The sequence below is a fragment of the Cupriavidus sp. H19C3 genome, from assembly GCF_049393815.1.
Taxonomy (GTDB): domain Bacteria; phylum Pseudomonadota; class Gammaproteobacteria; order Burkholderiales; family Burkholderiaceae; genus Cupriavidus.
In genome coordinates, this window is record NZ_CP184985.1 from 1,586,484 (window position 1) to 1,612,343 (window position 25,860).

24 protein-coding genes are annotated in these 25,860 nt (G+C 65.9%); all 24 read right to left on the minus strand.

Going from position 1 to position 25,860, the window contains the following annotated elements; translation table 11 throughout:
• Window positions 1–55: 55 nt before the first annotated feature.
• The gene (folC, locus tag DFLDMN_RS07210) at window positions 56–1,366 is read right to left on the minus strand and encodes a bifunctional tetrahydrofolate synthase/dihydrofolate synthase (protein WP_423197781.1); all 1,311 of its coding nucleotides are present in this window, start codon (window positions 1,364–1,366) and stop codon (window positions 56–58) included.
• 77 nt (window positions 1,367–1,443) lie between these two features.
• Window positions 1,444–2,316, minus strand: a complete 873-nt coding sequence (accD, locus tag DFLDMN_RS07215; protein WP_423197782.1) for an acetyl-CoA carboxylase, carboxyltransferase subunit beta — start codon at window positions 2,314–2,316, stop codon at window positions 1,444–1,446.
• Between the two features lie 188 nt (window positions 2,317–2,504).
• A complete protein-coding gene (gene trpA / locus DFLDMN_RS07220) occupies window positions 2,505–3,302 on the minus strand; it encodes a tryptophan synthase subunit alpha (RefSeq protein ID WP_423197783.1) in 798 nt (265 codons plus the stop codon).
• Between the two features lie 8 nt (window positions 3,303–3,310).
• Window positions 3,311–4,219, minus strand: a complete 909-nt coding sequence (locus tag DFLDMN_RS07225) for a DNA-methyltransferase (protein WP_423197784.1) — start codon at window positions 4,217–4,219, stop codon at window positions 3,311–3,313.
• Window positions 4,219–5,412, minus strand: a complete 1,194-nt coding sequence (gene trpB / locus DFLDMN_RS07230) for a tryptophan synthase subunit beta (protein ID WP_423197785.1) — start codon at window positions 5,410–5,412, stop codon at window positions 4,219–4,221. The genes DFLDMN_RS07225 and trpB overlap by 1 nt, the downstream gene beginning before the upstream one ends.
• Before the next feature lie 89 nt (window positions 5,413–5,501).
• Window positions 5,502–6,248 carry a phosphoribosylanthranilate isomerase gene (locus DFLDMN_RS07235; protein WP_423198348.1) on the minus strand — a complete coding sequence of 249 codons (747 nt, stop codon included), beginning with the start codon at window positions 6,246–6,248 and terminating at the stop codon, window positions 5,502–5,504.
• Window positions 6,238–7,059 carry a tRNA pseudouridine(38-40) synthase TruA gene (gene truA / locus DFLDMN_RS07240; RefSeq protein WP_423197786.1) on the minus strand — a complete coding sequence of 274 codons (822 nt, stop codon included), beginning with the start codon at window positions 7,057–7,059 and terminating at the stop codon, window positions 6,238–6,240. The genes DFLDMN_RS07235 and truA overlap by 11 nt, the downstream gene beginning before the upstream one ends.
• Window positions 7,060–7,200: 141 nt before the next feature.
• Window positions 7,201–10,128 (minus strand): FimV/HubP family polar landmark protein, encoded by a 2,928-nt coding sequence (locus DFLDMN_RS07245; protein WP_423197787.1) that lies wholly within the window; start codon window positions 10,126–10,128, stop codon window positions 7,201–7,203.
• A gap of 300 nt (window positions 10,129–10,428) precedes the next feature.
• Window positions 10,429–11,565 (minus strand): aspartate-semialdehyde dehydrogenase, encoded by a 1,137-nt coding sequence (gene asd / locus DFLDMN_RS07250; RefSeq protein WP_423197788.1) that lies wholly within the window; start codon window positions 11,563–11,565, stop codon window positions 10,429–10,431.
• 89 nt (window positions 11,566–11,654) lie between these two features.
• Entirely contained in the window at window positions 11,655–11,795 is a 141-nt protein-coding gene (locus tag DFLDMN_RS07255) for a hypothetical protein (RefSeq protein WP_423197789.1), read from the minus strand.
• A gap of 124 nt (window positions 11,796–11,919) precedes the next feature.
• Window positions 11,920–12,987 (minus strand): 3-isopropylmalate dehydrogenase, encoded by a 1,068-nt coding sequence (leuB, locus tag DFLDMN_RS07260; RefSeq protein WP_423197790.1) that lies wholly within the window; start codon window positions 12,985–12,987, stop codon window positions 11,920–11,922.
• A gap of 37 nt (window positions 12,988–13,024) precedes the next feature.
• Window positions 13,025–13,675, minus strand: coding sequence for a 3-isopropylmalate dehydratase small subunit (gene leuD / locus DFLDMN_RS07265; RefSeq protein WP_423197791.1), 651 nt, complete (start codon window positions 13,673–13,675; stop codon window positions 13,025–13,027).
• Window positions 13,676–13,691: 16 nt separating this feature from the next.
• On the minus strand, window positions 13,692–13,823 hold the full coding sequence (locus tag DFLDMN_RS07270) for an entericidin A/B family lipoprotein (RefSeq protein WP_423197792.1): 132 nt from the start codon (window positions 13,821–13,823) through the stop codon (window positions 13,692–13,694).
• Window positions 13,824–13,870: 47 nt separating this feature from the next.
• A complete protein-coding gene (gene leuC / locus DFLDMN_RS07275) occupies window positions 13,871–15,280 on the minus strand; it encodes a 3-isopropylmalate dehydratase large subunit (protein ID WP_423197793.1) in 1,410 nt (469 codons plus the stop codon).
• 292 nt (window positions 15,281–15,572) lie between these two features.
• Window positions 15,573–16,274, minus strand: coding sequence for an ABC transporter ATP-binding protein (locus tag DFLDMN_RS07280; RefSeq protein WP_423197794.1), 702 nt, complete (start codon window positions 16,272–16,274; stop codon window positions 15,573–15,575).
• Window positions 16,274–17,041 carry a high-affinity branched-chain amino acid ABC transporter ATP-binding protein LivG gene (gene livG, locus DFLDMN_RS07285; protein WP_423197795.1) on the minus strand — a complete coding sequence of 256 codons (768 nt, stop codon included), beginning with the start codon at window positions 17,039–17,041 and terminating at the stop codon, window positions 16,274–16,276. The genes DFLDMN_RS07280 and livG overlap by 1 nt, the downstream gene beginning before the upstream one ends.
• On the minus strand, window positions 17,038–18,285 hold the full coding sequence (locus DFLDMN_RS07290; protein WP_423198349.1) for a high-affinity branched-chain amino acid ABC transporter permease LivM: 1,248 nt from the start codon (window positions 18,283–18,285) through the stop codon (window positions 17,038–17,040). The genes livG and DFLDMN_RS07290 overlap by 4 nt, the downstream gene beginning before the upstream one ends.
• A 37-nt stretch (window positions 18,286–18,322) precedes the next feature.
• A complete protein-coding gene (gene livH, locus DFLDMN_RS07295; protein WP_423197796.1) occupies window positions 18,323–19,249 on the minus strand; it encodes a high-affinity branched-chain amino acid ABC transporter permease LivH in 927 nt (308 codons plus the stop codon).
• A 208-nt stretch (window positions 19,250–19,457) separates the two neighbouring features.
• Window positions 19,458–20,585 carry a branched-chain amino acid ABC transporter substrate-binding protein gene (locus tag DFLDMN_RS07300; RefSeq protein WP_423197797.1) on the minus strand — a complete coding sequence of 376 codons (1,128 nt, stop codon included), beginning with the start codon at window positions 20,583–20,585 and terminating at the stop codon, window positions 19,458–19,460.
• A gap of 568 nt (window positions 20,586–21,153) precedes the next feature.
• On the minus strand, window positions 21,154–22,455 hold the full coding sequence (gene gltA, locus DFLDMN_RS07305; protein ID WP_423197798.1) for a citrate synthase: 1,302 nt from the start codon (window positions 22,453–22,455) through the stop codon (window positions 21,154–21,156).
• A 41-nt stretch (window positions 22,456–22,496) separates the two neighbouring features.
• Window positions 22,497–22,778: a succinate dehydrogenase assembly factor 2 gene (locus DFLDMN_RS07310; RefSeq protein ID WP_423197799.1), complete on the minus strand. Its 282-nt coding sequence runs from the start codon at window positions 22,776–22,778 to the stop codon at window positions 22,497–22,499.
• Between the two features lie 190 nt (window positions 22,779–22,968).
• Window positions 22,969–23,670, minus strand: coding sequence for a succinate dehydrogenase iron-sulfur subunit (locus DFLDMN_RS07315; RefSeq protein WP_423197800.1), 702 nt, complete (start codon window positions 23,668–23,670; stop codon window positions 22,969–22,971).
• 34 nt (window positions 23,671–23,704) lie between these two features.
• Window positions 23,705–25,483, minus strand: a complete 1,779-nt coding sequence (gene sdhA / locus DFLDMN_RS07320; RefSeq protein WP_423197801.1) for a succinate dehydrogenase flavoprotein subunit — start codon at window positions 25,481–25,483, stop codon at window positions 23,705–23,707.
• A 3-nt stretch (window positions 25,484–25,486) separates the two neighbouring features.
• Window positions 25,487–25,852 (minus strand): succinate dehydrogenase, hydrophobic membrane anchor protein, encoded by a 366-nt coding sequence (gene sdhD, locus DFLDMN_RS07325; protein ID WP_423197802.1) that lies wholly within the window; start codon window positions 25,850–25,852, stop codon window positions 25,487–25,489.
• Between the last annotated feature and the right edge of the window lie 8 nt (window positions 25,853–25,860).

The window sequence follows — 25,860 nt, forward strand, 5'->3', positions numbered from 1 at the left end:
TCGATTCCCGGGACAGCCCCGGCGACAAGCCCGGGGCCAGTCTGGAATCGCGGAATCAGTTCGCCTGCGTGGCGCGATACGCAAGCACGCCGGCGACGGTGTAGAACGATCCGAAGACCAGGATTCTATCATTCTCGCCTGCCCTGCCGATGGCGTCGCGATAAGCAAGTTCGGGACTCGCAAAGCAATTGGCCGAATTGTCCGGGCCCGGGCGGAAGCCCGCGGCCTCCACCTTTTGCAGCAGGTCGGCCGCCGTCGCCGCGCGCCCGGTGGGCAGGTCACACAGGCACCAGTGATCGATCTTGTCGCCCACGTGCTGCAGCACCCCGGCGATGTCCTTGTCGTGCATGGCGCCGAATACCGCGTACGTGTAGCGGAAAAAACCCATGTTCTCGAGGTTCTGCCCCAGCGTGGCGGCCGCATGCGGGTTGTGCGCGACATCGAGGATGACCGCGGGCCGGCCCGGCAGTACCTGGAAGCGGCCCGGCAATTCCACGAACGCCAGCCCGTTGCGCACATCCTGGGCGCTGACCGGCAGCCGCGGCCGCAGCGCCTGCAGCGCCGCCAGCGCGGCGGAGGCGTTGAGCAACTGGTTGGCGCCGCGCAGGGCCGGATAGCCAAGGCCATTGAGCTTGCGCTCGCGCCCGCTCCAGTCCCATTGCTGGCGCTCCTGCCCCTTGGCCGCCTGGTGCTGGAAATCGCGACCGACCAGCCACAGGTCCGCGCCGATCTCCCGCGCATGGTCGATCAGCGACTGCGGCGGCATCGGGTCGCCGCAGATGGCCGGCACGTGCGGGCGGAAGATCCCGGCCTTCTCGAAGCCGATCTTCTCGCGCGTATCGCCAAGGTACTCGGTGTGGTCGATATCCACGCTGGTGATCACCGCGCAATCCGTATCGATCACATTGACCGCATCGAGGCGGCCGCCGAGACCCACTTCGAGCACCATGGCGTCGAGCCCCGCGTGCGCAAACATGTGGATGATCGCGAGCGTGGTGAATTCGAAGTACGTCAGGCTGACCGGATCGGCAAAACTGGTACGGGCGCGCTCGACCGCCTCGAAGTGCGGCAATAGCTGGGCGTCGGTGGCGATCTCGCCGTTGAGGCGCGCGCGCTCGTTGAACGAGATCAGGTGCGGCGAGGTATGGCAGCCCACCTTGTAGCCGGCCTCGAGCAGGATGCGTTCGAGCATCGCGCAGGTGGAACCCTTGCCGTTGGTGCCGCCCACCGTGAACACCACGGCGTCGATGCGCAGGCCCAGTGCTTCCTTGACGCGCGTAATGCGCGTCAGGCCCATGTCGATGCCCACGGGATGGGCGGTTTCCAGATGCTGGAGCCAGTCGGGGAGATTGTGGAAGATGGGCATGCTGATTGACGACACGACAAAAACAAAATGGCGCGGGTTGGCACCCGCGCCATTGTCCTGCAAATCCCGCGTTGGCGTCAGGCCACCGCGTCGGCCGGCTGCTTTTGCAGCAGCGCGAGCAACTGCGCGAGCTCCGCGCGCAGCTTGCGGCGGTCCACGATCATGTCGATGGCGCCCTTCTGCAGCAGGAATTCGGCGCGCTGGAAGCCTTCCGGCAGCTTTTCGCGCACAGTCTGCTCGATCACGCGCGGGCCGGCAAAACCGATCAGCGCACGCGGCTCGGCAATCACCACGTCGCCCAGGAACGCAAAGCTGGCCGACACGCCGCCCATGGTGGGGTCGGTCAGCACGCTGATGAACGGCAGCCTGGCATTGGACAGCTGGTTCAGCATGGCGGTGGTCTTGGCCATCTGCATCAGCGACAGCAGGCTTTCCTGCATGCGCGCACCGCCGGTGGCGGTAATGCAGATGAACGGCACCTTCTGCTCCAGCGCGGCCTGCGCGCCACGGGCAAAGCGCTCGCCCACCACGGAGCCCATCGAGCCGCCCATGAATTCGAACTCGAAGCACGACACCACGACCGGAATGGTGTGGATCGCGCCGCCCATGACTACCATCGCATCGGTCTCGCCGGTGTCGTCCATGGCGGCCTTGATGCGGTCCGGGTACTTCTTGGTGTCCTTGAACTTCAGGGCGTCGACCGGCACGATTTCCTGGCCGATCTCGTAGCGGCCCTCGGCGTCGAGCAGCGCGTCCAGGCGCTCGCGGGCGCGGATACGCATGTGATGGTCGCACTTGGGGCACACATGGAGATTGGCCTCGACGTCGGTCCGGTACAGGACCGATTCGCACGCCGGGCACTTGACCCACAGCCCTTCCGGAATGCCCTTGCGGGTGGAGGGGTCGGTCTGTTGAATCTTGGGAGGCAGGAGTTTATCCAACCAGCTCATGACAGCTCCTTACGGAATTCAGGCCGCGAATTTACCACGGCCGGGGCAATCCGGCCGCAGCAATTCACGCGTTTGCGCCGTTTTCGTCACAGTACTCCAGCCATGCCGTCGCCGGTTTGTCGCGTGCGCGGCACTTGCGGGGCGCGGTGTATCGGCGCGTTATGGTTCGACTGACGGCCCGAACGCCATCAGCGGTCGAGCGCGGCGCGGATATCGGCGATAAAGGCGCGCAACGACTCGACGGCCTGCTCGCGCGGCGCATCCTCCAGAAGCTGGACGATGCGGCTACCGATCACCACGGCGTCCGACACCTCGGCAATGGCGCGCGCGCTCTGGGCGTCGCGGATGCCGAAGCCCACGCCCACCGGCAGGTTGGCATGGCGCTTGATCAGCGGAATGCGTGCCGCCACACTGTCGAGGTCGAGCGCGCTGGAACCGGTCACGCCGCGCAGTGACACGTAGTACAGGTAGCCGCTGGCCACGCGCGCCACCGCCTCGATCCGCTCGTCGGTGCTGGTCGGCGCCAGCAGGAAGATCGGATCCATGCCATTGGCGCGCATCAGCGCGGCAAAGGTCTCGCATTCCTCGGGCGGGTAGTCGACGATCAGCACGCCGTCGACGCCGGCCGCCTTGGCCGCCTTGGCAAACGCGTCATAACCCATGCGCTCGACCGGATTGGCATAGCCCATCAGCACCACCGGCGTGGTGTCGTCGGTCTGGCGGAATTCCACCACCCACGCCAGCACCTGCCTCAGCGACACGCCCTGCGCAAGCGCGCGTTCGGAGGCGCGCTGGATGACCGGGCCATCGGCCATCGGGTCGGAGAACGGCACACCGAGCTCGATCACGTCGGCACCTCCCGCGACGAGCGCATGCATGAGCGCCACCGTCAGGTCCGGGGCGGGATCGCCGGCGGTGATGAACGGAATCAGGCCCTTCTTGTTCTGCGCGGCCAGTGCCGCGAGTGTCTTCTGGATACGGGACATGTCTGCACTCAGATAAGGGTACCGCTGGCCGACGAACGGTCGTCGCCGGACGCATCGCCCAGCTCGTCGTTGGCCGCGGGAATGTCGTTGGTGGTCGCCATCCCGGCCGGTGCGGCGGGCGCCGCCAGCGCGGGCTGGGTCGCGCCCACGCGCTGGCGGGCGACCTCGATATAGGTCGGATTGATCTCGAAGCCGACAAAGCGGCGGCCGTGCCGCAGGCAGGCCACCGCCGTGGTGCCGCTGCCCGCGAACGGATCGAGCACCAGACCGCCCGGCGGGCAGCTCGACAACACCATGCGCTCGACGATCTCGAGCGGCTTCTGCGTCGGATGATCGGCACGCTCCGGATCCTGGCGGTGGATGCGCGGCACGCTCCACAGGTCCTTGGGGTTGTAACCGACCTCGAGCCACTTCTTGCCCTCGAAACGCGGGCGGCTGCGCGCCTTCTTGGTCTCGGCGTCGTACGGAATGCGCACCGGATCGAGATCGAAGTAGTAGTCGCGCTGGCGGGCAAAGAAGCCGATGTTGTCGTGCACCGACGAGAACTTGCGCGTGGTGCCGCCCATGCTCGGCACGCGGCGGTCCCAGATGATCTCGTTGATCATCGTCATGCGCTGCTTGAGCATGACAAACAGCTCGGGCGAGTATTGCCACGTGCAGAACAGGTACAGCGAGCCGCGCGGCGCGATCTTCGGCACCACGGCATCCATCCAGCGCACCGACCAGTCGAGGTAGGCCTGTCCCGAGAGACGGTCCGAGTCGTTGCCGTAGTCCTTGCCGAGCCCATACGGCGGATCGGCCACCACCAGATCGATCGAGCCGTCGGGGATGCGCGCCAGCCCCTCCAGCATGTCCTCCTGGTGCAGGCGCAGGTCCGCCGTGTCGAGCACGTCGAGCGTCGAATCCGGCGCGCGCATCAGAGACGGATCCCCGCGCGATCCGCCACGGTGTGCATGTCCTTGTCGCCACGGCCGGACAGGTTCACCAGCAGCAGCTTGTCCCTGGGCAGCGTCGGCGCGAGCTTGCACGCGTAGGCGATGGCATGGCTCGACTCCAGCGCCGGGATGATGCCCTCGATACGGCAGCAGTCGTGGAACGCCTGCAGCGCTTCGTCGTCGGTGATGCTCACGTACTGGGCGCGGCCGCTGTCCTTGAGCCATGCATGCTCGGGGCCGACGCCGGGATAGTCGAGACCGGCAGAGACCGAATGCGTCTCGATGATCTGGCCGTTGTCGTCCTGCAGCAGGTAGGTACGGTTGCCGTGCAGCACGCCGGGCGTGCCGGCCGTCAGCGACGCCGCGTGCCGGCCGGTGTCGAGGCCGTCGCCGGCGGCTTCCACGCCGATCAGCTGGACGTCCTTGTGCTCGATATACGGATAGAAGATACCCATCGCATTGGAGCCGCCGCCGATGCAGGCGATCACGCTGTCGGGCTGGCGCCCGGTCAGCTCGGGCATCTGCACCTTGGCTTCCTCGCCGATCACGCACTGGAAGTCGCGCACGAGCATCGGGTACGGGTGCGGGCCCGCCACGGTACCGATGATGTAGAAGGTGGTCTCGACGTTGGTCACCCAGTCGCGCATGGCTTCGTTGAGCGCATCCTTGAGCGTGCGCGAGCCGCTTTCCACCGGCACCACGGTCGCGCCGAGCAGCTTCATGCGGTACACGTTGGCGGCCTGGCGCTTGACGTCCTCCGAGCCCATGTACACCACGCACTCCATGCCGAAGCGCGCCGCGATGGTGGCCGTGGCCACGCCATGCTGGCCGGCGCCGGTCTCGGCGATCACACGGCGCTTGCCCATGCGGCGGGCCATCAGCGCCTGGCCGATCACGTTGTTGATCTTGTGCGCGCCGGTGTGGTTGAGGTCCTCGCGCTTGAGGTAGATCTGCGCGCCGCCGAGCATCTCGCTCCAGCGCTGCGCGTGATAGATCGGCGACGGGCGGCCGACGAAGTGCTTGAGCTCGCGCCGGAATTCGGCATCGAACGCCGGATCCTGCTGGCAATGGGCGTAGGCTTCACGCAGCTCGGCAAGCGCGTGCATCAGGGTTTCGGAAACGAAAACTCCGCCATAGGGGCCGAAGTGGCCACGGGAATCGGGCAAGTCGTACATGTCCAGGCTCTTCCAAGAGAGTCCCGCGCGCTGGGCGGGGACGAATGACGAGGGGGTGGCGCAGTGGCAAGCGAGGCCGGCGGGCCGGCTCAACGAAGGCCGGTGGCGTCGGCAGCGCGAACCGCGCGCACGAACGCGGCAATGCGGGCGGCATCCTTCACGCCCTTGGCCGCCTCCACGCCGCTGCTGACATCGACGGCGTAGGGGCGCACGCGTGCCACCGCCTCAGTGACGTTTTGCGCGTTCAACCCACCACTCAAAACGATGCGAGGAGCGTCGCTTGCGGAGGGGTTGTCCAGTTGCGGGTCCGGCGGCGCGGCGCGCTCCGGAGGGTTGGACGGAAGCCATGGGGCAGGAATCAGGGTCCAGTCGAAGACGTGGCCGCCACCGCCATAGCCTTCGACGAAGGCATCGAGCAGCAAACCGGCGGCGTCACGATACAGATTGGCGAATTCTACCAAATCGAGACCCTGCCGCACACGGGCCGCACGCATGAACGGTAGCCGGCAACGGCGGGCAATCTCGGTGCACTGCTGCGGCGACTCGTCGCCATGGAACTGCAGTAGCGTGAGCGGCACACGCTCGGCCACGTGGGCCACTTCCTCGGCATCGGCATTGACGAACAGGCCGACCACGGAGACGAACGGCGGCACGCGCTCGGCCAGCGCGGCGGCGCGCGCCACCTCCACGCAGCGGGGGCTGCCGGGATAGAACACCAGGCCGATGGCATCGGCGCCCGCGTCCACCGCCGCGCGGACATCGTCCTCGCGGGTCAGTCCGCAGATCTTGATGCGTGTGCGGTGCGGCATGGGCTCGTTGGCCGGATCAGGCGCCATCATCGGAAAACACTCCGTGAAACACGCTCGCCGACGGGTCCGTGGCGGGCAAATCGTACGGTTCAGGATACTTTACGCCGACCAGGTAGAGCCCGTCCGGCATGAAGGTCGGAGCAGCCTGGCGCCGGTCGCGCGAGGCCAGCACCTCGGCCAGCCATTCTGCCCGATATCGTCCGCGTCCGACCGCCACCAGGCATCCCATCAGGTTGCGCACCATGTGATGCAGAAACGCACTCGCGCGAAAGCGCAAGAATACCCAGTTGCCATCGGCCCGCACGGTCACGTCGTACATGGTCTTGACCGGGGACCTGGCCTGGCATTCGGCGGCGCGAAACGCCGAGAAATCGTGCTCGCCCAGCAGGCAGGCGGCCGCCGCGCGCATGGCGTCGACATCGAGCCGCTGGCCCGGCGGCAACATCAGGTAGCCGGCCCGGCCATGGATCATCGGCACGCGGTGCGGGCCGGTATAGAGCGCGTAGTAGTACATGCGCTCATACGCCAGAAAGCGCGCATGAAAGCCGTCGTCGACAGGCATGGCCCATTGCAGCGCGATCGATGGCGGCAGAAACGCGTTGACGCCGCGCACCCACGAGAACGGATCGCGCGACAGTCCGGTGTCGAGGTGGACCACCTGCCCGAGCGCGTGCACGCCGGCGTCGGTCCGCCCCGCCACCGTGGTCAGGAGGCGCACGCCGGCAAAGCGTTCGATGGCGTCCTCGAGGTGGTCCTGCACGGTATTGCGGTGCGGCTGCGACTGCCACCCGGAAAAGGCGGCACCGTCGTATTGGAGGCCGAGGGCGATGCGGTTCATGGGATTCGGTCATGGGGGCACGGCCCCAAAAACAAATGCGCCGGAAGGGACGCTTCCGGCGCATCGCTTCGGGACGCGGCGCGAGGTTCGCATGCGCGCGCCCGGAGGCGCAATGATAACCCAGTGCGCTCGCTCGACCGCTCAGGCCACCTCGCGCAACAGCGTGCGGGCTTCGGCCTGCAGCGGGTCCTGCGACTGGTCCACCACTTCCTGCAGCAATTCGCGGGCCCCTTCCCTGTCGCCGATCTCGATATACGCACGCGCAAGGTCGAGCTTGATCTGCATGTCGCGGCCACCGTCGATGCCGGTCGCGGACAGCGTGCTCGGTGCCACGCCGTTGGTATGCTCGCTGCGGTGCTCGGAAGTCACGCGCGACAGATCGATCGGCTCCACGAGCTTGCCGTCCTGAAGCATGGTCGGAGCCGGCAGCGGCACCGTGGCTTCATCGAGGCGCGGCGTGTGGAAGGCCGGCGCCGGCTCGGCCAGCACGTCGTGCCTGTCATGATCCGTGTCACCCTTGTCCGCATTCAGGTCGAGCGAAATGCCCGACATGTCGAATTCGAGCGGACGGGCACGGGTCGGGGTATCCAGCGCGGGAACCTCGAAGCTCGGCACCTCGGCCAGGTGCCGGCCAGCCTCTTGCCCCGGCATGTCGAGGCCGGCGTCGAGGCTTTCGTCAAGAACATCCACCCCACGTGCCGCCGGTATCGCTTCGGTCGACTCAGAGCCGAACACGAGCGAGGCCGACTGCGGCGCCACGATGGGCTCCCCCGGCGCAGGCGCCGGGAAGGCGTCCAGCGGCAGTGCCAGATCGCCCAGCGCGGGCTCCTTCGGCGGCTGCTGCGGGTTGCGCGCGGGGTCTTCGGTGCGCCACTGGTCGGCGACCGGGGTCCGCGTATCCTCCTGTTCCGCGGCCTGCTCGGCCGCCACGGACAGGTACAGCGCGTTGGCGGGGTCGAGCTTGCGCCCCATCTCTACCGCCTGCTGCCAGTCCGCACCTTGTCCGCCCGTCTGGGCAAACATTTCTTCTGCGATCACCCGGAAACCTTCCACATCCTGACGAGTGCTGTAAATCTCCATGAGCTTGAGGCGAATCGCCTGGCGCTCAGGATTCTGCTGGAGCGCTTCGCGCAGGATTTCCTCCGCCTGCACGTCGCGCCCGTAGGCGATATAAACCTCCGCCTCGGCGATCGGATCGACCTCGGTCGCTTCCGGCGAGTTGCTGCCGATGCGGAAGTCGGCGCCGAACACGCTGTGCTGCGACGTATCCACGCTCTGGCCGCCGGCGGCGCCGAACAGCGAGTGGCCACCCGCCATCACCGTGCTCTCCTGCGACAGGATGCTGTCGCCAAAGCCCGTGCTCTCGCTCGCCTTCTGCTTCTGGCGGCGGCGATAGATCGCATAGCCGCCCAGCAGCGCGATCAGCAGGCCGGCGCCCGGCAGCAGCATCGGGTTGTCGAGCAGATCGTCGAGGAACGACTTCTCGGGCGGCAGCGGTTGCGGCTGCGGACGCGCGACCGGCTTGACCGGCGCCGCGGCCACGGGTGCCGAAGCGGCGACCGGTGCGGCGGCCTGCGCTTGCGGTGCCGAAGCCCCCTGCGCTGTCGTCGGCGGCGAAGCCGATGCCGCCGCAGTGGCTGGCGTAGCAGCCTGGGGAGTGGCCGGTGCAGCGGGCGGCGGCGCGTTGGTCGCGACGTCGGCCTTGGCCGGCTCGGCCGGCACCACGGTCGGTGCCGGTGCCGCTGCGCTGGTGGCGCTGGTGGCGCTGGTGGCAGCGTTGGCGCCGGTCGCGGCGGACGGGCTGGTGCGGGCCGCGTTGTTGGCCTGGTTCAGCTTGGCGATCTCCGCGTTCTTCAGCTCCATCAGGCGCTGCATGTCGGAGACATTCTTCTCCAGCTGGGCCAGCTTCGACTCGGCTTCCTTGAGCTTGCGCTCGTTCGCGACGTTGGCCTCGGCCTGGGCCGCGGCCTTGGCCTGCGCGCCCCGCTCGGCCTTGCTGAGCTTGAGTTCGTCGCGCGGTCCGGTGGCCGGGGCCGCCTGTTCCTGCACGCGTGCGGTGACGGCGCCGGCCTGCTCGCGGCCGGTGCCCGCCTCCACCGACCTGGCCGCCGCGGCCGCGGCCAGGCGGCTGCGATAGCTGTCGAACCCCTGGGTGCGGGCCACCACCTCGCGGCGCGCCTCGCGCGGGCTCACGGTCTGGGCCTGCTGGGCCGACGGCACCTTGAGCACGACGCCGGACTTGATGCGATTGATATTGCCGCCGATAAACGCGTTGGGGTTGTTGCGATAGAGCGCAAGCAGCATCTGCTCGAGCGAAACCGCTTCCACGCCCTGCGACGCGTCGCCGGCAATCGAATAGAGCGTGTCGCCACGCTGCACGGTGTAGCTGCCGCTCGGCGCGGCGCCACCGTCGGCGGCGGCCGGAGCCGGGGCGGGTGCCGCCTGCGCGGCGCGGCGCGGGGTGCGCTGGCGCGGCGTGGCGTCACCGCCGGTGGCGGGTGCACTGAGCACCGGTGCCGCGGCGGGTGCCGGCGCGGCCGGCAAATTCTCCGCGGGGGCTGCCGGCGAAGCGTCCGGCGTTGCCGCCTGGACCACCGTGCTGGGTGCGAAGGACTGCGGCGCGGGCTTGCTGCCGGCCGGGTCGAGCAGGAACGTATAGGCGCGCGTGACCTTGCCGCTGGACCACGTCATGTCGACGAGGATATCCACGAAGGGCTCGCTGATGGGCTGAGCCGAGCGGACATATGCCACGTAGCTGCCGTTCGGACGGCGCTCGACATTGACCCGCACGGTGCCGACCGCGGGCAGATAGGTCAGGCCGGCACGCGCATACGCGTTCGGCGCGGCCAGCTTCACGGTCAGGCCGTCGGCTTCTTCCGGCGTGACGCCGCTGATATCGATTTCAGCCTGAAGCGGTTGCCCCAGGCTCGACTGAACCCGTAGTTGTCCAAACCCCGCGGCATACGCGGCCGGCTGCGCAAGCAGCAGACCGAGAGCCGTCACGGCCAGCGTTGACCAGCGCTGACGGACAGTAGGCGCATCTTTCCGGCGATGTAGGCTCACACTCACCTCGTGCTCCATTTTGTTTTCTAGTAAACAGAAAAAAACCCGACCCAATGCGCCTGGCGTGGCAAACGATAGCGCGGAGCGGACTCATGCAGTTTATAAGTCCGCCCGGACTTCGCCCAGACTGCCGCTGTGACGCGGCTATGACCCCCCAGCCAAGCGTATGCCGGCTGTATTGTGACGCAAGCCCGGGGAAAAAGTGGCGCCGGAACGTAACAACGCCGCGCGTGGGCGCGGCGTTGCACGGAAAGTGACCATTTCTGTTGCCTGCCCGCAACGGAAGCGGAAGGCGTGTCAGAACAGTCAGGCTTCGATCAGAATGCGCAGCATGCGGCGCAGCGGTTCGGCGGCGCCCCACAGCAACTGGTCGCCCACCGTGAAGGCCGAGAGGTACTCTCCGCCCATCTGCATCTTGCGCAGGCGGCCGACCGGAATGGTTAGCGTGCCGGTCACCGCGGCTGGGGTCAGGTCGGTCATGCTGGCCTCACGCGTGTTCGGCACGACCTTGGCCCACTGGTTATTGGCGGCGAGCATGCCCTCGATCTCGTCGAGCGGCACATCCTTGCGCAGCTTGATCGTGAGCGCCTGCGAATGGCAGCGCATGGCACCGATGCGCACGCACAGACCGTCCACCGGAATCGCGGTGGCGCCGGTCGCGCCGAGGAAGCCTTCGCCGCGGCCGAGAATCTTGTTGGTCTCGGCGCCGCCCTTCCACTCCTCGCGCGACACACCGTTGCCGAGGTCCTTGTCGATCCAGGGGATCAGGTTGCCGGCCAGCGGCACGCCGAACTGCTTCGTCTCGTCCGCCGACAGGCCGTGCTGGGTGGCGAGGATCTGGCGGTCGATCTCGAGGATGGCCGACGCCGGATCGTCGAGCAGCGCCCTGACCGAAGCATTCAGGGTGCCGAACTGCGTCAGCAGCTCGCGCATATGCTGGGCCCCGCCACCCGAGGCGGCCTGGTACGTCATCGAGGTCATCCACTCGACGAGATCATGCTGGAACAGGCCACCCAGGCCCATCAGCATGCAGCTCACCGTGCAGTTGCCGCCGATAAAATTCTTCACGCCCTTGGCGAGCGCGTCCTTGATCACGCCGAGGTTGACCGGATCGAGCACGATGATCGCATCGTCCTTCATGCGCAGCGACGAAGCCGCGTCGATCCAGTAGCCCTTCCAGCCCGCCGCGCGCAGGCGCGGGAACACATCGTTCGTGTAGTCGCCGCCCTGGGCGGTGAGCACCACGTCGCACTGCTTCAGTGCGTCGATATCGTTCGCGTCCTTCAGCGTGGTTTCATTCTTCGCCATGGCCGGCGCCTTGCCGCCAGCGTTGGACGTGCTGAAGAAAATGGGCTCGATATGGTCGAAATCGCGCTCTTCCTGCATGCGTTGCATCAGGACGCTGCCAACCATTCCTCGCCAACCGACGAGACCTACAATCATGACTAACCTCGGATGTGATGTGAACTTCCCCGCCATTTTCCTCGCCCGGCGTGGCTGCGCGGGGAAGACGGGCAGGCACGACGAACGATCTAGGCGATCGCTTTCTTGGTAATGGTTTTAATCGTCGTTGCGGTAACCGCCGGGCCATGCGAATCCGCGCCGACCATGCCGCTGGTAACGGTAATGGTAGCGAGGGAAGCAGTCGGGATGGACTGGTCGATTCGGGCCATGCGGGGGAGTCTACACGATTTTGCGGCGGTGCCGCAGCCATACCACCAAAACGACAAAAGACAGAAGCCGAAAGATAAAAGACAAAGGGCAGGACCTGCGTCCTGCCCTTGCCATGACAACCGCTTACAGCGCGGCCAGCACGGCCTCGCCCATCTCGCGCGTGCCGACCTGGCGGCAGCCCGGCGTCAGGATGTCCGCGGTGCGGTAACCCTGCGACAGCACCTTCTTGACCGCGTTCTCGATACGATCGGCCTGCTCGGCGCGGTTCAGCGAATAGCGCAGCATCATTGCCGCCGACAGGATGGTCGCGAGCGGATTGGCGATGCCCTTGCCGGCGATGTCCGGCGCCGAGCCGTGCGACGGTTCGTACAGCCCCTTGTTGTTCGCATCCAGCGACGCCGACGGCAGCATGCCGATCGATCCGGTCAGCATCGCCGCCTCGTCCGACAGGATGTCGCCGAACATGTTGCCGGTCACGATCACGTCGAAGCTCTTGGGTGCCTTGACCAGCTGCATGGCCGCATTGTCCACGTACATGTGCGAGAGCTCCACGTCCGGGTACTCCCTGCTGACGTCGATCACCACATCCTTCCAGAACTGGAAGGTCTCCAGCACGTTGGCCTTGTCCACGCTGCACAGCTTCTTGCCGCGCTTGGCCGCCGCCTGGAAGGCCACGTGGGCGATGCGGCGGATCTCCGGCTCGCTGTAGCGCATGGTGTCGAACGCTTCACGCTGGCCCTTGAAGAGACCGTCCGGCGCCTCGCGCACACCGCGCGGCTGGCCGAAGTAGATGTCGCCGTTGAGCTCGCGCACGATCAGGATATCGAGGCCGGCCACCAGTTCGGGCTTGAGGCTCGACGCGCCGGTCAGTTCCGGATAGCAGATCGCGGGACGGAAGTTGGCGAACAGCTGCAGGTGCTTGCGCAGGCCGAGGATGGCCTGCTCGGGGCGCAGCGCACGCTCCAGGCTGTCGTACTTCCAGTCGCCGACCGCGCCAAACAGGATGGCATCGGCTTCCCTGGCCAGCTTGAGCGTCTTCTCGGGCAGCGGATGGCCTTCCGCCTCGTAGCCGGCACCGCCCACCGGCGCGGTTTCCAGCGTGAACGTTTCGTCGAGGGCGTTGAGCACCTTGACGGCTTCCGCAACGATCTCGGGGCCGATGCCGTCACCGGGCAGCACTGCAATCTTCATCTTGGCGTATTCCTGTACGAATGTGAAAAGGCCGGGCTCAGCCGACCAGGCGATTGCCGAGCCACGGCATCTTGACCATGCGCTCGGCCTCGTAGGCCTTGATCTTTTCCGACTGGCGCAGCGTCAGGCCGATATCGTCGAAACCGTTCACCATGCAGTACTTGCGGAACGGCGTGATATCGAACGCATAGCTGTCGCCGCCCGGCGTGACCACGACCTGGCGCTCGAGATCGATGGTCAGCTGGTAGCCGTTGAAGGCATTGGTCTCGTTGAACAGGTGATCGACCTGCAGCGCGGTCAGCGCCACCGGCAGCAGCCCGTTCTTGTAGCAGTTGTTGAAGAAGATGTCGGCAAAGCTCGGCGCGATGATGGCGCGGAAGCCATATTGCGTGAGCGCCCACGGCGCGTGCTCGCGCGAGCTGCCGCAGCCGAAGTTGTCGCGCGCGAGCAGGATCGACGCGCCCTGGTAGCGCGGCTGGTTGAGCACGAAGTCCGGGTTCAGCGGGCGGCGGCTGTTGTCCTGGCCGGGCTGGCCCACGTCGAGGTAGCGCCATTCGTCGAACAGGTTCGGGCCAAAGCCGGTGCGCTTGATCGACTTGAGAAACTGCTTGGGGATGATCGCGTCGGTATCGACGTTCTCGCGGTCCAGCGGCGCCACGAGCCCGCTGTGTACGGTGAATTTGTCCATGATGCCAAGTGCCTCGTTACTTGTTGGCCGCGCGTTCGAGCGCGTGGCCGGCGGCCTGCGTGTCCTTGCCGAAGCCAGCCACCGTGTTGCAGCCAGCCAGTTGGAAAATGCCGATGCATGCGACCACTGCGATCAGGAGCTTTTTCATGATTCTGTCCTACGGTTTGTTCTTGAACGGTGGAAGGAAAGCCCGGCTCAGCCGAGCTTGCGGATATCGACGAAATGGCCTTCGATGGCAGCCGCCGCGGCCATTGCCGGGCTGACCAGGTGGGTACGGCCGCCGGCGCCCTGGCGACCCTCGAAATTGCGGTTCGAGGTGGACGCGCAGCGCTCGCCCGGCTCGAGGCGGTCGGCATTCATCGCCAGGCACATCGAGCAGCCCGGTTCGCGCCATTCGAAACCGGCGGCCGTGAACACCTTGTCGAGGCCTTCACGCTCGGCCTGCGCCTTGACCAGGCCCGAGCCCGGCACCACCATCGCCAGCTTGACGTTGGACGCCACACGGCGGCCCAGCTTCTGCACCACCCACGCGGCGGCGCGCATGTCCTCGATGCGGCTGTTGGTGCACGAACCGATAAACACCTTGTCCACCTTGATGGCGTCCATCGGCACGTTCGGTTCCAGGTTCATGTATTGCAGCGCGCGTTCCATCGCGCCGCGCTTGACCGGATCCTTTTCCTTCTCGGGATCGGGCACGCGGTCCTCGATGCTGACCACCATCTCGGGCGAGGTGCCCCAGGTGACCTGCGGACGGATCTCCTCGGCACGCAGCTCCACCACCTTGTCGAAGTGGGCGCCGGCGTCCGAGTGCAGCGTGCGCCAGTAGGCCACGGCCTGGTCCCATTCCACGCCCTGCGGCGCGTACGGGCGGTTCCTGACGTATTCGATGGTGGTGTCGTCCACGGCCACCAGGCCCGCGCGCGCGCCGGCCTCGATCGCCATGTTGCAGACCGTCATGCGGCCTTCCATCGACAGCTCGCGAATCGCCGAACCGGCGAATTCCATGGTGTAGCCGGTACCGCCGGCCGTGCCGATCTTGCCGATGATGGCGAGCACGATGTCCTTGGCGGTGCAGCCGCGCGGCAGCTTGCCTTCCACGCGGATCAGCATGTTCTTCGCCTTTTTGCCCAGCAGCGTCTGCGTGGCCAGCACGTGCTCCACCTCGGAGGTGCCGATGCCATGCGCGAGCGCGCCGAAGGCACCGTGCGTGCTGGTGTGCGAGTCGCCGCAGACCACGGTCATGCCGGGCAGCGTGGCGCCCTGCTCGGGCCCGATCACGTGCACGATGCCCTGGCGGTGGTCGTTCATCTTGAACTGCGTGATGCCGAACGCGTCGCAGTTGGCGTCGAGCGTGTCCACCTGCAGGCGCGAGACCGGATCGGCAATGCCATGGGTGCGGTCGGTGGTCGGCACGTTGTGGTCCGACACGGCCAGATTGGCGCTGATGCGCCAGACCGGACGCGACGCAATCTTCAGGCCCTCGAATGCCTGCGGGCTGGTGACTTCATGCAGCAGATGTCGGTCGATATAGAGCAGCGTGGTGCCGTCTTCCTCGACGTGGACAGTGTGGTCATCCCAGAGTTTGTCGTAGAGCGTCTTGGCCATGATGCAGGGGGCGGGTCTGGACCATCCGGGCGGGGACGGCGCCGATCCGCAAGTTGGTTTGCAGGGGATTGTTTTTGCCGGTAAAGCCACCGCGATTGTGCAGCCATTTGGGTGGCAACGGCGATTGCTTGACTTCGCAAGCGATTATGCCACGGGCAGCGCAAAGCCTGCGCGCCGTGCTATCGGACAAGAGATTGCGATTGGCGAAAGGGGGATTTCGCGGTTGGCGAATGCCGGGCGGGAGCAAGCCACCGGGGCAGCCCGGCAGCTTCCGGCCGCCCCGGTGACCGGCTCAGCCGCCCAGATAGGCGGCGCGGATGCGGTCGTTGGCCAGCAGGTTGGCACCGGTATCGGCCAGCACCACCTTGCCGGTCTCCAGCACATAGCCGCGGTCGGCCACCTGCAGCGCCTTGTTGGCGTTCTGCTCGACCAGGAACACGGTGACGCCCTCGTCACGGATGGTGCGGATGATATCGAAGATCTGCGCGATCACCAGCGGCGCCAGGCCGAGCGTGGGTTCGTCCAGCAGCAGCAGGCGCGGCCGGCTCATCAGCGCGCGGCCGATCGCCAGCATCTGCTGCTCGCCGCCCGACATGGTGCCGGCGCGCTGCGTGGCGCGCTGCTCCAGGCGCGGGAACAGCCTGAACACGTGCGCGATGCCGGCCTCGATATCCTCGCGGCTGGCAAAGAAGCCGCCCATCTTGAGGTTCTCGAGCACCGTCAGGCTCGGAAACACGCGGCGCCCTTCCGGCGAGATGGCCATGCCGAGCCGCATGATGCGGTGCGTGTCCAGATGCGTGATGTCCTGCCCCTCGAACAGTACGCGCCCCGCGGAGGCGCGCGGCGAGCCGCACACCGTCATCATCAGCGTCGTCTTGCCGGCGCCGTTGCTGCCGATCAGGGTGACGATCTCCCCCTTGTTGACTTCGATCGATACACCAGACAGCGCCTCCACGGCGCCATAGTGGGTATGGACCTGTTCCAGCTTGAGCATCAGTCCTCTCCCAGGTAGGCCTTGATCACGCGCGGGTCGTTGCGCACTTCGTCGGGCTTGCCGATCACGATCGGGCGGCCATGCTCCATGACCAGGATGCGATCGGATACGCCCATCACGAGGCTCATGTCATGCTCGATCAGCAGTACCGAGATGTTGAACTCGTGGCGCAGGCGGTCGATCAGTTGCTGGAGCTCGATCTTCTCCTGCGGATTGAGGCCGGCCGCCGGTTCGTCGAGCATCAGCAGGCGCGGCCCGGTGATCATGCAGCGCGCGATCTCGAGCCGGCGCTGATGGCCGTACGAGAGCGTGCCCGCCTCGCGGTTTGCCACCGCGGTCAGGCCCATGCGGTCGAGCCACATGGCCGCACGCGCGAGCGCCGCGCGCTCGGCGTGACGATACGACGGCGTAGCCAGCAGCCCGTGCAGCAGGCCGGCCTTCACCTGGCGATGCTGCGCCACCAGCAGGTTCTCCACCACCGTCAGCGACTTGAACAGACGGATATTCTGGAACGTGCGCACCAGCCCGCGCCGAGCCACCTGGTGGCTCGGCAGGCCGCCGATGGACTGCCCGTCGAGCGTGACCTCGCCCGCGGTCGGTTTGTAGAACCCACCCACGCAGTTGAACACGGTGGTCTTGCCGGCCCCGTTTGGACCGATGATCGCGAACACCTCGTCGCGACGCACGTCGAAGTCGATGCCATCGACCGCCAGCAGGCCGCCGAAGCGCATCTGCAGGCCCGATACTTTCAGCAGTTCAGCGCTCATTGGGGCAGCTCCACGTGCGGACGGCTCGCGGGCAGCAGGCCCTGCGGACGCCACATCATCATCAACACCATGACCAGGCCGAAGATCAGCATGCGGTATTCGGCAAAACCGCGCGCCACCTCGGGCAGCACGGTCAGCAGGATGGCCGCCAGAATCACGCCGAGCTGCGAGCCCATGCCACCCAGCACCACGATGGCGAGAATCAGCGCCGACTCGATGAAGGTGAACGACTCCGGATTGACCAGGCCCTGGCGCGCCGCGAAGAACGCGCCCGCCAGTCCCGCGAACGAGGCGCCGAGCGTGAATGCCGACAGCTTGATGCGGGTGGGATTGAGGCCCAGCGAGCGGCACGCGATCTCGTCCTCGCGCAGCGCCTCCCATGCGCGGCCCATCGGCATGCGTACCAGGCGGCTGGTCACGAACAGCGTAAAGCCCACCAGCAGCAGCGCCAGCAGGTACAGGAAGATCACCATGTGCTGGCCGCTGTAGTCGAGACCGATCAGCTCGTGGAACGTCCTGGCGCCCTCGACGCTGGCGCTGCGCGCCATCTCGATGCCGAACACGGTCGGCTTGGGAATACCGGACACCCCGTCGGGGCCGCCGGTCAGGCTGGTCAGGTTGTTCAGCAGCAGGCGAATGATCTCGCCAAAGCCAAGCGTGACGATGGCCAGGTAATCGCCGCGCAGGCGCAGCACCGGAAAGCCGAGCAGGAAGCCGAACGTCGCCGACAGCCCGGCGGCGAGCGGCAGGCATTCCCAGAAGGTCAGGCCGAAGTACTGGTTGAGCAGCGCGTAGGTATAGCCACCCACCGCATAGAAGCCGACGTAGCCCAGGTCGAGCAGGCCGGCGTAGCCCACCACGATATTGAGGCCGAGGCCGAGGATCACGTAGATCAGCGCGAGCGTGGCCACGTCCACCGCGCCGCGCGAGCCGAAGAACGGCCATACCAGCCCGATGGCGAGCAGCACCCACATCACCACGCGCTGCCGGCGCGCGCCAAGCTGCGGCATGGCGGGCAGCTTCACTGCCTGGCCGGCACGGGTGAAGGCGGGGCGGAAGAGCTGGAACAGGAACACCGCGACGACGGCGATCCAGACCGGACGCCAGTGCGGCTCGAGCACGACCTGGTAGCCCTCGAGCCTGAGCTGCAGGCCGAGCACGGGAATGGTCAGGATGGCGGTCATCACCGCGGCGATCACGGCGCCCTTGAGCGTGGCGCCGTACGACGGGGAAGGCCGGTTCATGGAAACGACGGATGGAGCGGATTGCATGGCGGCCTCCTCAAACCTTTTCGACGTCCGGCTTGCCGAGCAGGCCGGTCGGACGGAACAGCAGCACGAGCACCAGCAACCCAAACGCCACCACGTCCTTGTATTCGGCCGGCATGTAGCCCGAGGCAAAGGTTTCGGCCAGCCCCAGCAGCACGCCGCCCAGCATGGCGCCCGGGATGCTGCCGATGCCGCCGAGCACCGCCGCGGTGAACGCCTTGATGCCGGCGATAAAGCCGATAAACGGATTGAGCTTGCCGATGGTCAGGCCGATCAGCACGCCGCCCACGGCGGCAAGCATCGCGCCCAGCACGAACGTGAACGAGATCACGCGGTTGGTATCGATGCCGAGCAGGTTGGCCATGCGCATGTCCTCGGCGCAGGCGCGGCAGGCGCGGCCCATGCGCGAGTGGCCGATAAACAGCGTGAGCGCGATCATCAGCGCCAGCGTGACCAGCACGATCAGCAGGCGCGAATACGGCACCGTGACGGTAAAGTCGCTGCCCATCTGGAATTCGATGGCGCCCGAGATCAGCACCGGCACCGATACGTCGCGCGCGCCCTGCCCGATCTGGACATAGTTCTGCAGGAAGATCGACATGCCGATCGCCGAGATCAGCGGCACCAGGCGCGGTCCGCCGCGCAACGGCCGGTACGCCACGCGCTCGACCGCAAAGCCGTAGAGGCCGGTGACCAGGACCGAGACGATCAGCGCCGCGCCGAGCACCAGTGGCAGCGGATAGCCGGCCTGCGCGCCGATCGCGGTCAACGTGACCAGGCCGACATAGGCGCCGATCATGTAGATCTCGCCATGGGCAAAGTTGATCATGCCGATGATGCCGTAGACCATCGTATAGCCGATGGCGATCAGTGCATAGATCGCGCCCAGCGTCAGGCCATTGACCAGCTGCTGGGTAAATTGTGGGAGGAATTCGTTCATCCTGGGACCTTTTGGATCGGGAGATGCCGATGCCAAGGCACCCCACGGCGCGTGTGGCGCGAGCGGGGTGCGCGTCGTGTGACGGCGGGGGTCGCCGGATCGGCAGGCAGCCGATCCGTGAGCCCCGATCCGTTCTCGCTGATCAGCTCAGGCCGATCAGTTCGCGCCGATCAGTTCGCGCCGATCAGCGCGCCGATCAGCGCGCCGATCAGTTCGCGGCAGTCTTGGTGGCGTCCTTGTGCCACGTGTAGACCACGAACCTGAACGACTTGAGGTCGCCCTTCTCGTCGTACTCGACCTTGCCGATCGGGGTCTGGAACGCGTTCTTGTGCATGTACGCGGCAACCTTGGCCGGATCGGTGCTCCTGGCGCCGGCAATCGCGTCGCCGATGATCTTCACGGCGGCATACGACGGCATCTGGAACGGACCGTTGGCATCGCGCTTCTTGTCGGCAAAGGCTTTCACCAGGCTGGCATTGGCCGGATCGGCGGAGAAGTCAGCCGGCAGCGTGACCAGCATGCCTTCCGAGGCCGGGCCGGCAATCGCGGTCACGTCCTTGTTGCCCACGCCCTCGGGGCCCATGAAGGTCGCCTTGACGCCCTGCTCGCGCGCCTGGCGCAGCAGCAGGCCCATCTCGGGGTGGTAGCCGCCAAAGTAGACAAAGTCCACACCCTGCGACTTGAGCTTGGTGATGACGGCCGAGTAGTCGGAATCGCCGGCGTTGATGCCCTCGAACACCGCCACCGGAATTCTGGCGGCTTCCAGGTCCTTCTTCACCGAGCTGGCGATGCCCTGGCCGTACGACTGCTTGTCGTGCAGGATGGCAACCTTCTTCGGCTTGACGTGGCCGATGATGTACTGCGCGGCGGCGGGGCCCTGCTGGTCGTCGCGGCCAATCGTGCGGAAGATGAACTTGCGCTTCTTGTTCTCGGTGAGCTGCGGCGCGGTAGCCGACGGCGTCACCATCACGATGCCTTCGTTCTCGTAGATATCGGAAGCCGGAATGGTCGAACCCGAGCACACGTGACCGATCACGTAGCGGATGTTCTGGCTGACGATCTTGTTGGCCACGGCCACGGCCTGCTTCGGCTCGCAGGCATCGTCCATCAGCACCGCCTCGAACTTGTTGCCACCGGCGCCGCCCGCCGCGTTGATCTGTTCGATGGCGGTCAGCGCGCCGGCCTTCACCATGTCGCCGTACTGGGCGACCGCGCCGCTCATCGGGCCGGCGATGGCAATCTTGATGGTTTCGGCATTGGCCTGCGTGGCAGCGCAAAGGCCGGCCGTCGCCAGTACAGCGGCGACGGAGATGGACGTGAGACGGGACTTCGTCATCAGGAGCTCCTCGGTTCTGGGTATGTAGGTCATCCGGGCAGCCGGCATGCCTTGCGCATTCGCACGCGCCGCGCATTCGAACCACACACCCGCGAGGAGGGATCAGCGCCCGGAGCGGTAGCCAGGCCTGCGATATGGAGATGGGAAGTGCGGGGCCGGCATGTGCTGGCAGCCCGGAAGGCGGAGCCATCCTGGTGCCATCGTTCGGAAAGACAACGTTGATGCGTTCTCTAATGCGCAAGCGCTTCGCCTGCCCCGCCTGCCGCGCGACAGGACCGGAAGGGTGGCCCGGCTGCCGTCGGCAAAGCAGTCCGGATTATAGGTCGAAGTTGCACCTCGAGGCAGCAATAAACCCTGAACCGGACAAAATTCGCACAATTAATGCTGACAGTTGCAACCCGTCGACGACAGGATCGGGCGCAAAAGCCCGGTTTCACGATACTGGTGCAAGCGATCGAGCAATAAAAAACGCCCCTGAGAACCTCAGGGGCGTCGCAGGGGCGTCGTCGCCCACCGGCCCGGCCATGCACGCGGACGTGCGTGGCCGCGGCGCGAGCGAGCAGCGTGCTCAGCGCTTGGCCATGTCCGGCACTTCGCGGCTTTGCGAGCCGTTGAACAGCTGGCGCGGACGGCCGATCTTGTATTCCGGATCGGTGATCATTTCTTCCCACTGCGAGATCCAGCCCGGCGTACGTGCCAGCGCGAAGATGCAGGTGAACAGCGAGGTCGGAATGCCGAGGGCGCGCTGCACGATACCCGAGTAGAAGTCGACGTTCGGGTACAGCTTGCGGCTCACGAAGTATTCGTCCTCGAGCGCGATCTTCTCGAGCTCCATGGCGAGCTTGAACAGCGGGTCGTTGTGCAGGCCCAGTTCGTTCAGCACTTCGTGGCAGGTCTCGCGCATCAGCTTGGCACGCGGGTCGTAGTTCTTGTACACGCGGTGACCAAAGCCCATCAGGCGCACGCCCGAGTTCTTGTCCTTCACCTGCTTGATGAACTCGTTGATGTTGTCGACGCTGCCGATCTCTTCCAGCATCTTGAGCGCGGCTTCGTTGGCGCCGCCGTGAGCCGGACCCCACAGGCAGGCCACGCCCGCGGCGATGGCGGCAAACGGGTTGGTGCCCGACGAACCGGCCAGGCGCACGGTCGAGGTCGAGGCGTTCTGCTCGTGGTCGGCGTGCAGGATGAAGATGCGGTCGAGCGCACGCTCCAGCACCGGGTTCACGGTGTACGGCGCGCACGGCGTGCCGAACATCATGCGCATGAAGTTGCCCGAGTACGACAGGTCGTTCTGCGGATAGATATACGGCTGGCCGATGTTGTACTTGTACGCCATGGCGACCAGGGTCGGCATCTTGGCGATCAGGCGGATGGCCGAGATCTCGCGCTGCTGCGGATCGTCGATGTCCATCGCGTCGTGGTAGAACGCGCTCATGGCGCCGACCAGGCCCGTCAGCACGGCCATCGGGTGGGCGTCACGGCGGAAGCCGCGCAGGAAGAACTGGAGCTGCTCGTGCACCATGGTGTGGTTCATCACGGTGTTGACGAACTCTTCCTTCTGCTTGGCGTTGGGCAGTTCGCCCTTCAGCAGCAGGTAGCAGGTTTCCAGGTGGTCGCACTTCTGCGCCAGTTGCTCGATGGGGTAGCCGCGATAGAGCAGCTCGCCCTTGTCACCGTCGATGTAGGTGATCTTCGAGTTGCAGGACGCAGTCGACATGAAACCGGGGTCATAGGTGAACTTGCCGGTCTGACCGTACAGTTTGCGAATGTCGATCACGTCCGGGCCAACCGTACCCTTGTAGATCGGCAGCTCAACGCTGGGGGAACCATCGGAAAACGATAGCGTGGCTTTCACATCGGACGGCGTCATGTCGGTTCCTTCTAATGCTGTGAATAATATGTTGACCAAACTCAGACCGAACGCAGCAGGCCCAGGACCTTTTGCATCGGGGGCGTGTCGAGCTCACCGTCAAGTTCCTTGCGCGCAAGGAGGAGGTCCATCAACTCGTTGTCGCTGAGCTCGAACAGCTCGGAGAGTGCGGCCACGTCCTGGTCGGACAGGCTTTCCTCGTAACGGTTGAAGAAACGTTCGACGATGATGTCGTTCTCCAGGAGGCCGCGGCGGGCACGCCAGCGAAGGCGGGCGCGCTTGTGCGGGTCGGCCTGATGGGAGAAAGTGGTGGAAAGACTCATGGTCAGCCTTCAAGCTGCGGTGTGCGCACCCCGGACGATAACCGCCGAGGCTTGCACGCCGCTTACTACTACGCTTACTACCCCTGCCGGGTCCGTTGCGGCCGCCGGCTCGATGCGCGGCGGCATGGCAGGGTCGGGTCGTGGCGAAAAGACAGTGTAGACCGCTTCCGCCACGTCCGCAGGATCGTCGTCAAACCGCGCGGCGAACCATCAACTCCTTGATCTTGCCGATCGCCTTGGTCGGGTTCAGCCCCTTCGGGCAGACGTCGACGCAGTTCATGATGCTGTGGCAACGGAACAGGCGATACGGGTCGTTCAGGTTGTCCAGACGCTCGCCGGTGGCCTGGTCGCGGCTGTCCGCGATAAAGCGGTAAGCCTGCAGCAGACCGGCCGGGCCGACGAACTTGTCCGGATTCCACCAGAACGACGGGCACGACGTCGAGCAGCTCGCGCACAGAATGCACTCGTACAGGCCGTCCAGCTCGTCGCGCTCCTGCGGCGACTGCAGACGCTCCTTCTCGGGCGGCGGCTCGTCGTTGATCAGGAACGGCTTGATCGAGTGGTACTGCTTGAAGAACTGCGTCATGTCGACGATCAGGTCGCGCACCACCGGCAGGCCGGGCAGCGGACGCAGCACGATGCGGTCCGGCAGCTCGCGCAGGTTGGTCAGGCAGGCCAGGCCGTTCTTGCCGTTGATGTTCATCGCGTCCGAGCCGCACACGCCTTCGCGGCACGAACGGCGGAACGAGATGCTCTCGTCCAGCTTCTTCAGCTTGACTAGCGCGTCCAGCAGCATGCGCTCGTGGCCGTCCAGCTCGACCTCGTAGGTCTGCATGCGCGGGGCGGCATCCTTGTCCGGATCGTAGCGGTAGACTTCGAAAATACGCTTCATTTCTGTGGGTCCTGTTTTCTCTACGATACGGTGCTCAGAAGGTACGGGCCTTCGGCGGAACCGATTCCACCGTCAGCGGTTCCATCTTCACCGGCTTGTAGTCGAGGCGGTTGCCTTCGCTGTAGAACAGCGTGTGCTTGAGCCAGTTCTGGTCGTCGCGGTTGGGGAAGTCGCTGTGGGCGTGCGCGCCACGCGATTCCTTGCGGGCCGCGGCCGAGATCATGGTGGCCTTGGCCACTTCCACCAGGTTGGACACTTCGAGGGCTTCCACCAGGGCGGTGTTGAAGACCTTCGACTTGTCCTTCAGGTGAATGTTGTCGGCACGTTCCGCCACTTCCAGGATGCGCTCGACACCTTCGTCCATCAGCTTCTGCGTACGGAACACGCCGGCGTGCGACTGCATGTTGCGGCGGATGTCGTTGGCCACGTCCTGCGTGTACTCGCCCGACGACGACGCCTGCAGCTTGGCCAGGCGCGCCATGGCGCGGTCCGCGGCATCGGCCGGCAGCGGCTTGTGTTCCTTCTGCTTGCTGGCGTTGGCGACGATGTGGTTGCCGGCGGCACGGCCGAACACCACGAGGTCGAGCAGCGAGTTGGTACCCAGGCGGTTGGCGCCGTGCACCGACACGCACGAGCATTCGCCGATCGCGTAGAAACCGTTGATGATCTCGTTGGGGTTGCCGTTCTTCGGCGCCACCACCTGACCATGGAAATTGGTCGGAATACCACCCATCTGGTAGTGGATGGTCGGCACCACGGGAATCGGTTCCTTGATCGCGTCGACGTTGGCGAACTTGAGACCGATCTCGCGGATCGACGGCAGACGCTTCATGATGGTCTCGGCCCCGACGTGGGTCAGGTCGAGCAGCACGTAGTCGCCGTTGGGGCCGCAGCCGCGGCCTTCCTTGATTTCCTGGTCCATCGAGCGGGACACGAAGTCGCGCGGCGCCAGATCCTTCAGCGTCGGCGCGTAGCGTTCCATGAAGCGCTCGCCGTCCTTGTTACGCAGGATACCGCCCTCGCCGCGCACGCCTTCCGTGATCAGCACACCCGCGCCGGCCACGCCGGTCGGGTGGAACTGCCAGAACTCCATGTCTTCGAGCGGAATGCCCGCGCGCGCCGCCATGCCCAGGCCGTCACCGGTATTGATGAAGGCGTTGGTCGATGCGGCGTAGATGCGGCCGGCACCACCGGTGGCGAACAGCGTGGTCTTGGCCTCGAGGATGTAGACCTCGCCGGTTTCCATTTCCAGCGCGGTCACGCCCAGCACGTCGCCGTCCTGATCGCGGATCAGGTCCAGCGCCATCCATTCGACGAAGAAGTGGGTCTTGGCGCGCACGTTGCGCTGGTACAGCGTGTGCAGCAGCGCGTGGCCGGTGCGGTCGGCCGCGGCGCAGGCACGCTGCACGGGCTTCTCGCCGTAGTTGGCCGTGTGACCGCCGAACGGACGCTGATAGATGGTGCCGTCGGCGTTACGGTCGAACGGCATGCCGAAGTGTTCGAGCTCGTAGACGACCTTGGGCGCTTCGCGGCACATGAACTCGATCGCATCCTGGTCGCCGAGCCAGTCGGAACCCTTGATGGTGTCGTAGAAGTGATAGTGCCAGTTGTCCTCGCTCATGTTGCCAAGCGAGGCGCCGATACCGCCCTGCGCCGCCACGGTGTGCGAGCGCGTGGGGAAAACCTTCGACAGCACGGCCACGTTGAGGCCGGCTTCCGCGAGCTGGAGGGATGCGCGCATCCCGGCGCCGCCCGCCCCGACGATGACCACGTCAAATCGACGACGCGGCAATCCAGTCTTGACTGCGACCATTTATTACACCCTCCAGAGAATCTGAGCAGCGTAGCCCGCGCAACCGACGAGCCACAGAATCGTTAGCACTTGCAGCAGAAGGCGCACGGCCATCGGCTTGACGTAGTCCATCCAGATGTCGCGCACGCCAATCCAGGCGTGATACAGCAGCGAGAGGATGGTCAGGAAGGTCAGGATCTTCATCCACTGGTTGGCGAAGAGACCTGCCCAGCCTTCGTAGCTGGGATTGCCGAAGGCGAGAAACGCGATGGCCAGCACCACGGTGAACACCACCATGACGACGGCCGTCACGCGTTGCGCAAGCCAGTCCTTGAGACCGTAGTGCGCGCCGACGACGAGACGCTTGGGACCGATATTGTTATTTGCCACTTGTACTC

Coding starts and splice junctions, on each gene's coding strand:
- leuC (WP_423197793.1), bottom strand. CDS start 15,280: ATGGCCAAGACGCTCTACGACAAACTCTGGGATGACCACACTGTCCAC.
- DFLDMN_RS07315 (WP_423197800.1), bottom strand. CDS start 23,670: ATGAAGCGTATTTTCGAAGTCTACCGCTACGATCCGGACAAGGATGCC.
- leuD (WP_423197791.1), bottom strand. CDS start 13,675: ATGGACAAATTCACCGTACACAGCGGGCTCGTGGCGCCGCTGGACCGC.
- accD (WP_423197782.1), bottom strand. CDS start 2,316: ATGAGCTGGTTGGATAAACTCCTGCCTCCCAAGATTCAACAGACCGAC.
- livG (WP_423197795.1), bottom strand. CDS start 17,041: ATGAGCGCTGAACTGCTGAAAGTATCGGGCCTGCAGATGCGCTTCGGC.
- DFLDMN_RS07280 (WP_423197794.1), bottom strand. CDS start 16,274: ATGCTCAAGCTGGAACAGGTCCATACCCACTATGGCGCCGTGGAGGCG.
- DFLDMN_RS07310 (WP_423197799.1), bottom strand. CDS start 22,778: ATGAGTCTTTCCACCACTTTCTCCCATCAGGCCGACCCGCACAAGCGC.
- trpA (WP_423197783.1), bottom strand. CDS start 3,302: ATGTCCCGTATCCAGAAGACACTCGCGGCACTGGCCGCGCAGAACAAG.
- gltA (WP_423197798.1), bottom strand. CDS start 22,455: ATGACGCCGTCCGATGTGAAAGCCACGCTATCGTTTTCCGATGGTTCC.
- DFLDMN_RS07255 (WP_423197789.1), bottom strand. CDS start 11,795: ATGGCCCGAATCGACCAGTCCATCCCGACTGCTTCCCTCGCTACCATT.
- trpB (WP_423197785.1), bottom strand. CDS start 5,412: ATGTACGACTTGCCCGATTCCCGTGGCCACTTCGGCCCCTATGGCGGA.
- truA (WP_423197786.1), bottom strand. CDS start 7,059: ATGAACCGCATCGCCCTCGGCCTCCAATACGACGGTGCCGCCTTTTCC.
- DFLDMN_RS07235 (WP_423198348.1), bottom strand. CDS start 6,248: ATGGCGCCTGATCCGGCCAACGAGCCCATGCCGCACCGCACACGCATC.
- DFLDMN_RS07270 (WP_423197792.1), bottom strand. CDS start 13,823: ATGAAAAAGCTCCTGATCGCAGTGGTCGCATGCATCGGCATTTTCCAA.
- DFLDMN_RS07300 (WP_423197797.1), bottom strand. CDS start 20,585: ATGACGAAGTCCCGTCTCACGTCCATCTCCGTCGCCGCTGTACTGGCG.
- livH (WP_423197796.1), bottom strand. CDS start 19,249: ATGAACGAATTCCTCCCACAATTTACCCAGCAGCTGGTCAATGGCCTG.
- sdhA (WP_423197801.1), bottom strand. CDS start 25,483: ATGGTCGCAGTCAAGACTGGATTGCCGCGTCGTCGATTTGACGTGGTC.
- leuB (WP_423197790.1), bottom strand. CDS start 12,987: ATGAAGATTGCAGTGCTGCCCGGTGACGGCATCGGCCCCGAGATCGTT.
- DFLDMN_RS07225 (WP_423197784.1), bottom strand. CDS start 4,219: ATGCGCGCGCCGGATTCGACGCTCGACGTGCTCGACACGGCGGACCTG.
- folC (WP_423197781.1), bottom strand. CDS start 1,366: ATGCCCATCTTCCACAATCTCCCCGACTGGCTCCAGCATCTGGAAACC.
- asd (WP_423197788.1), bottom strand. CDS start 11,565: ATGATTGTAGGTCTCGTCGGTTGGCGAGGAATGGTTGGCAGCGTCCTG.
- DFLDMN_RS07290 (WP_423198349.1), bottom strand. CDS start 18,285: ATGAACCGGCCTTCCCCGTCGTACGGCGCCACGCTCAAGGGCGCCGTG.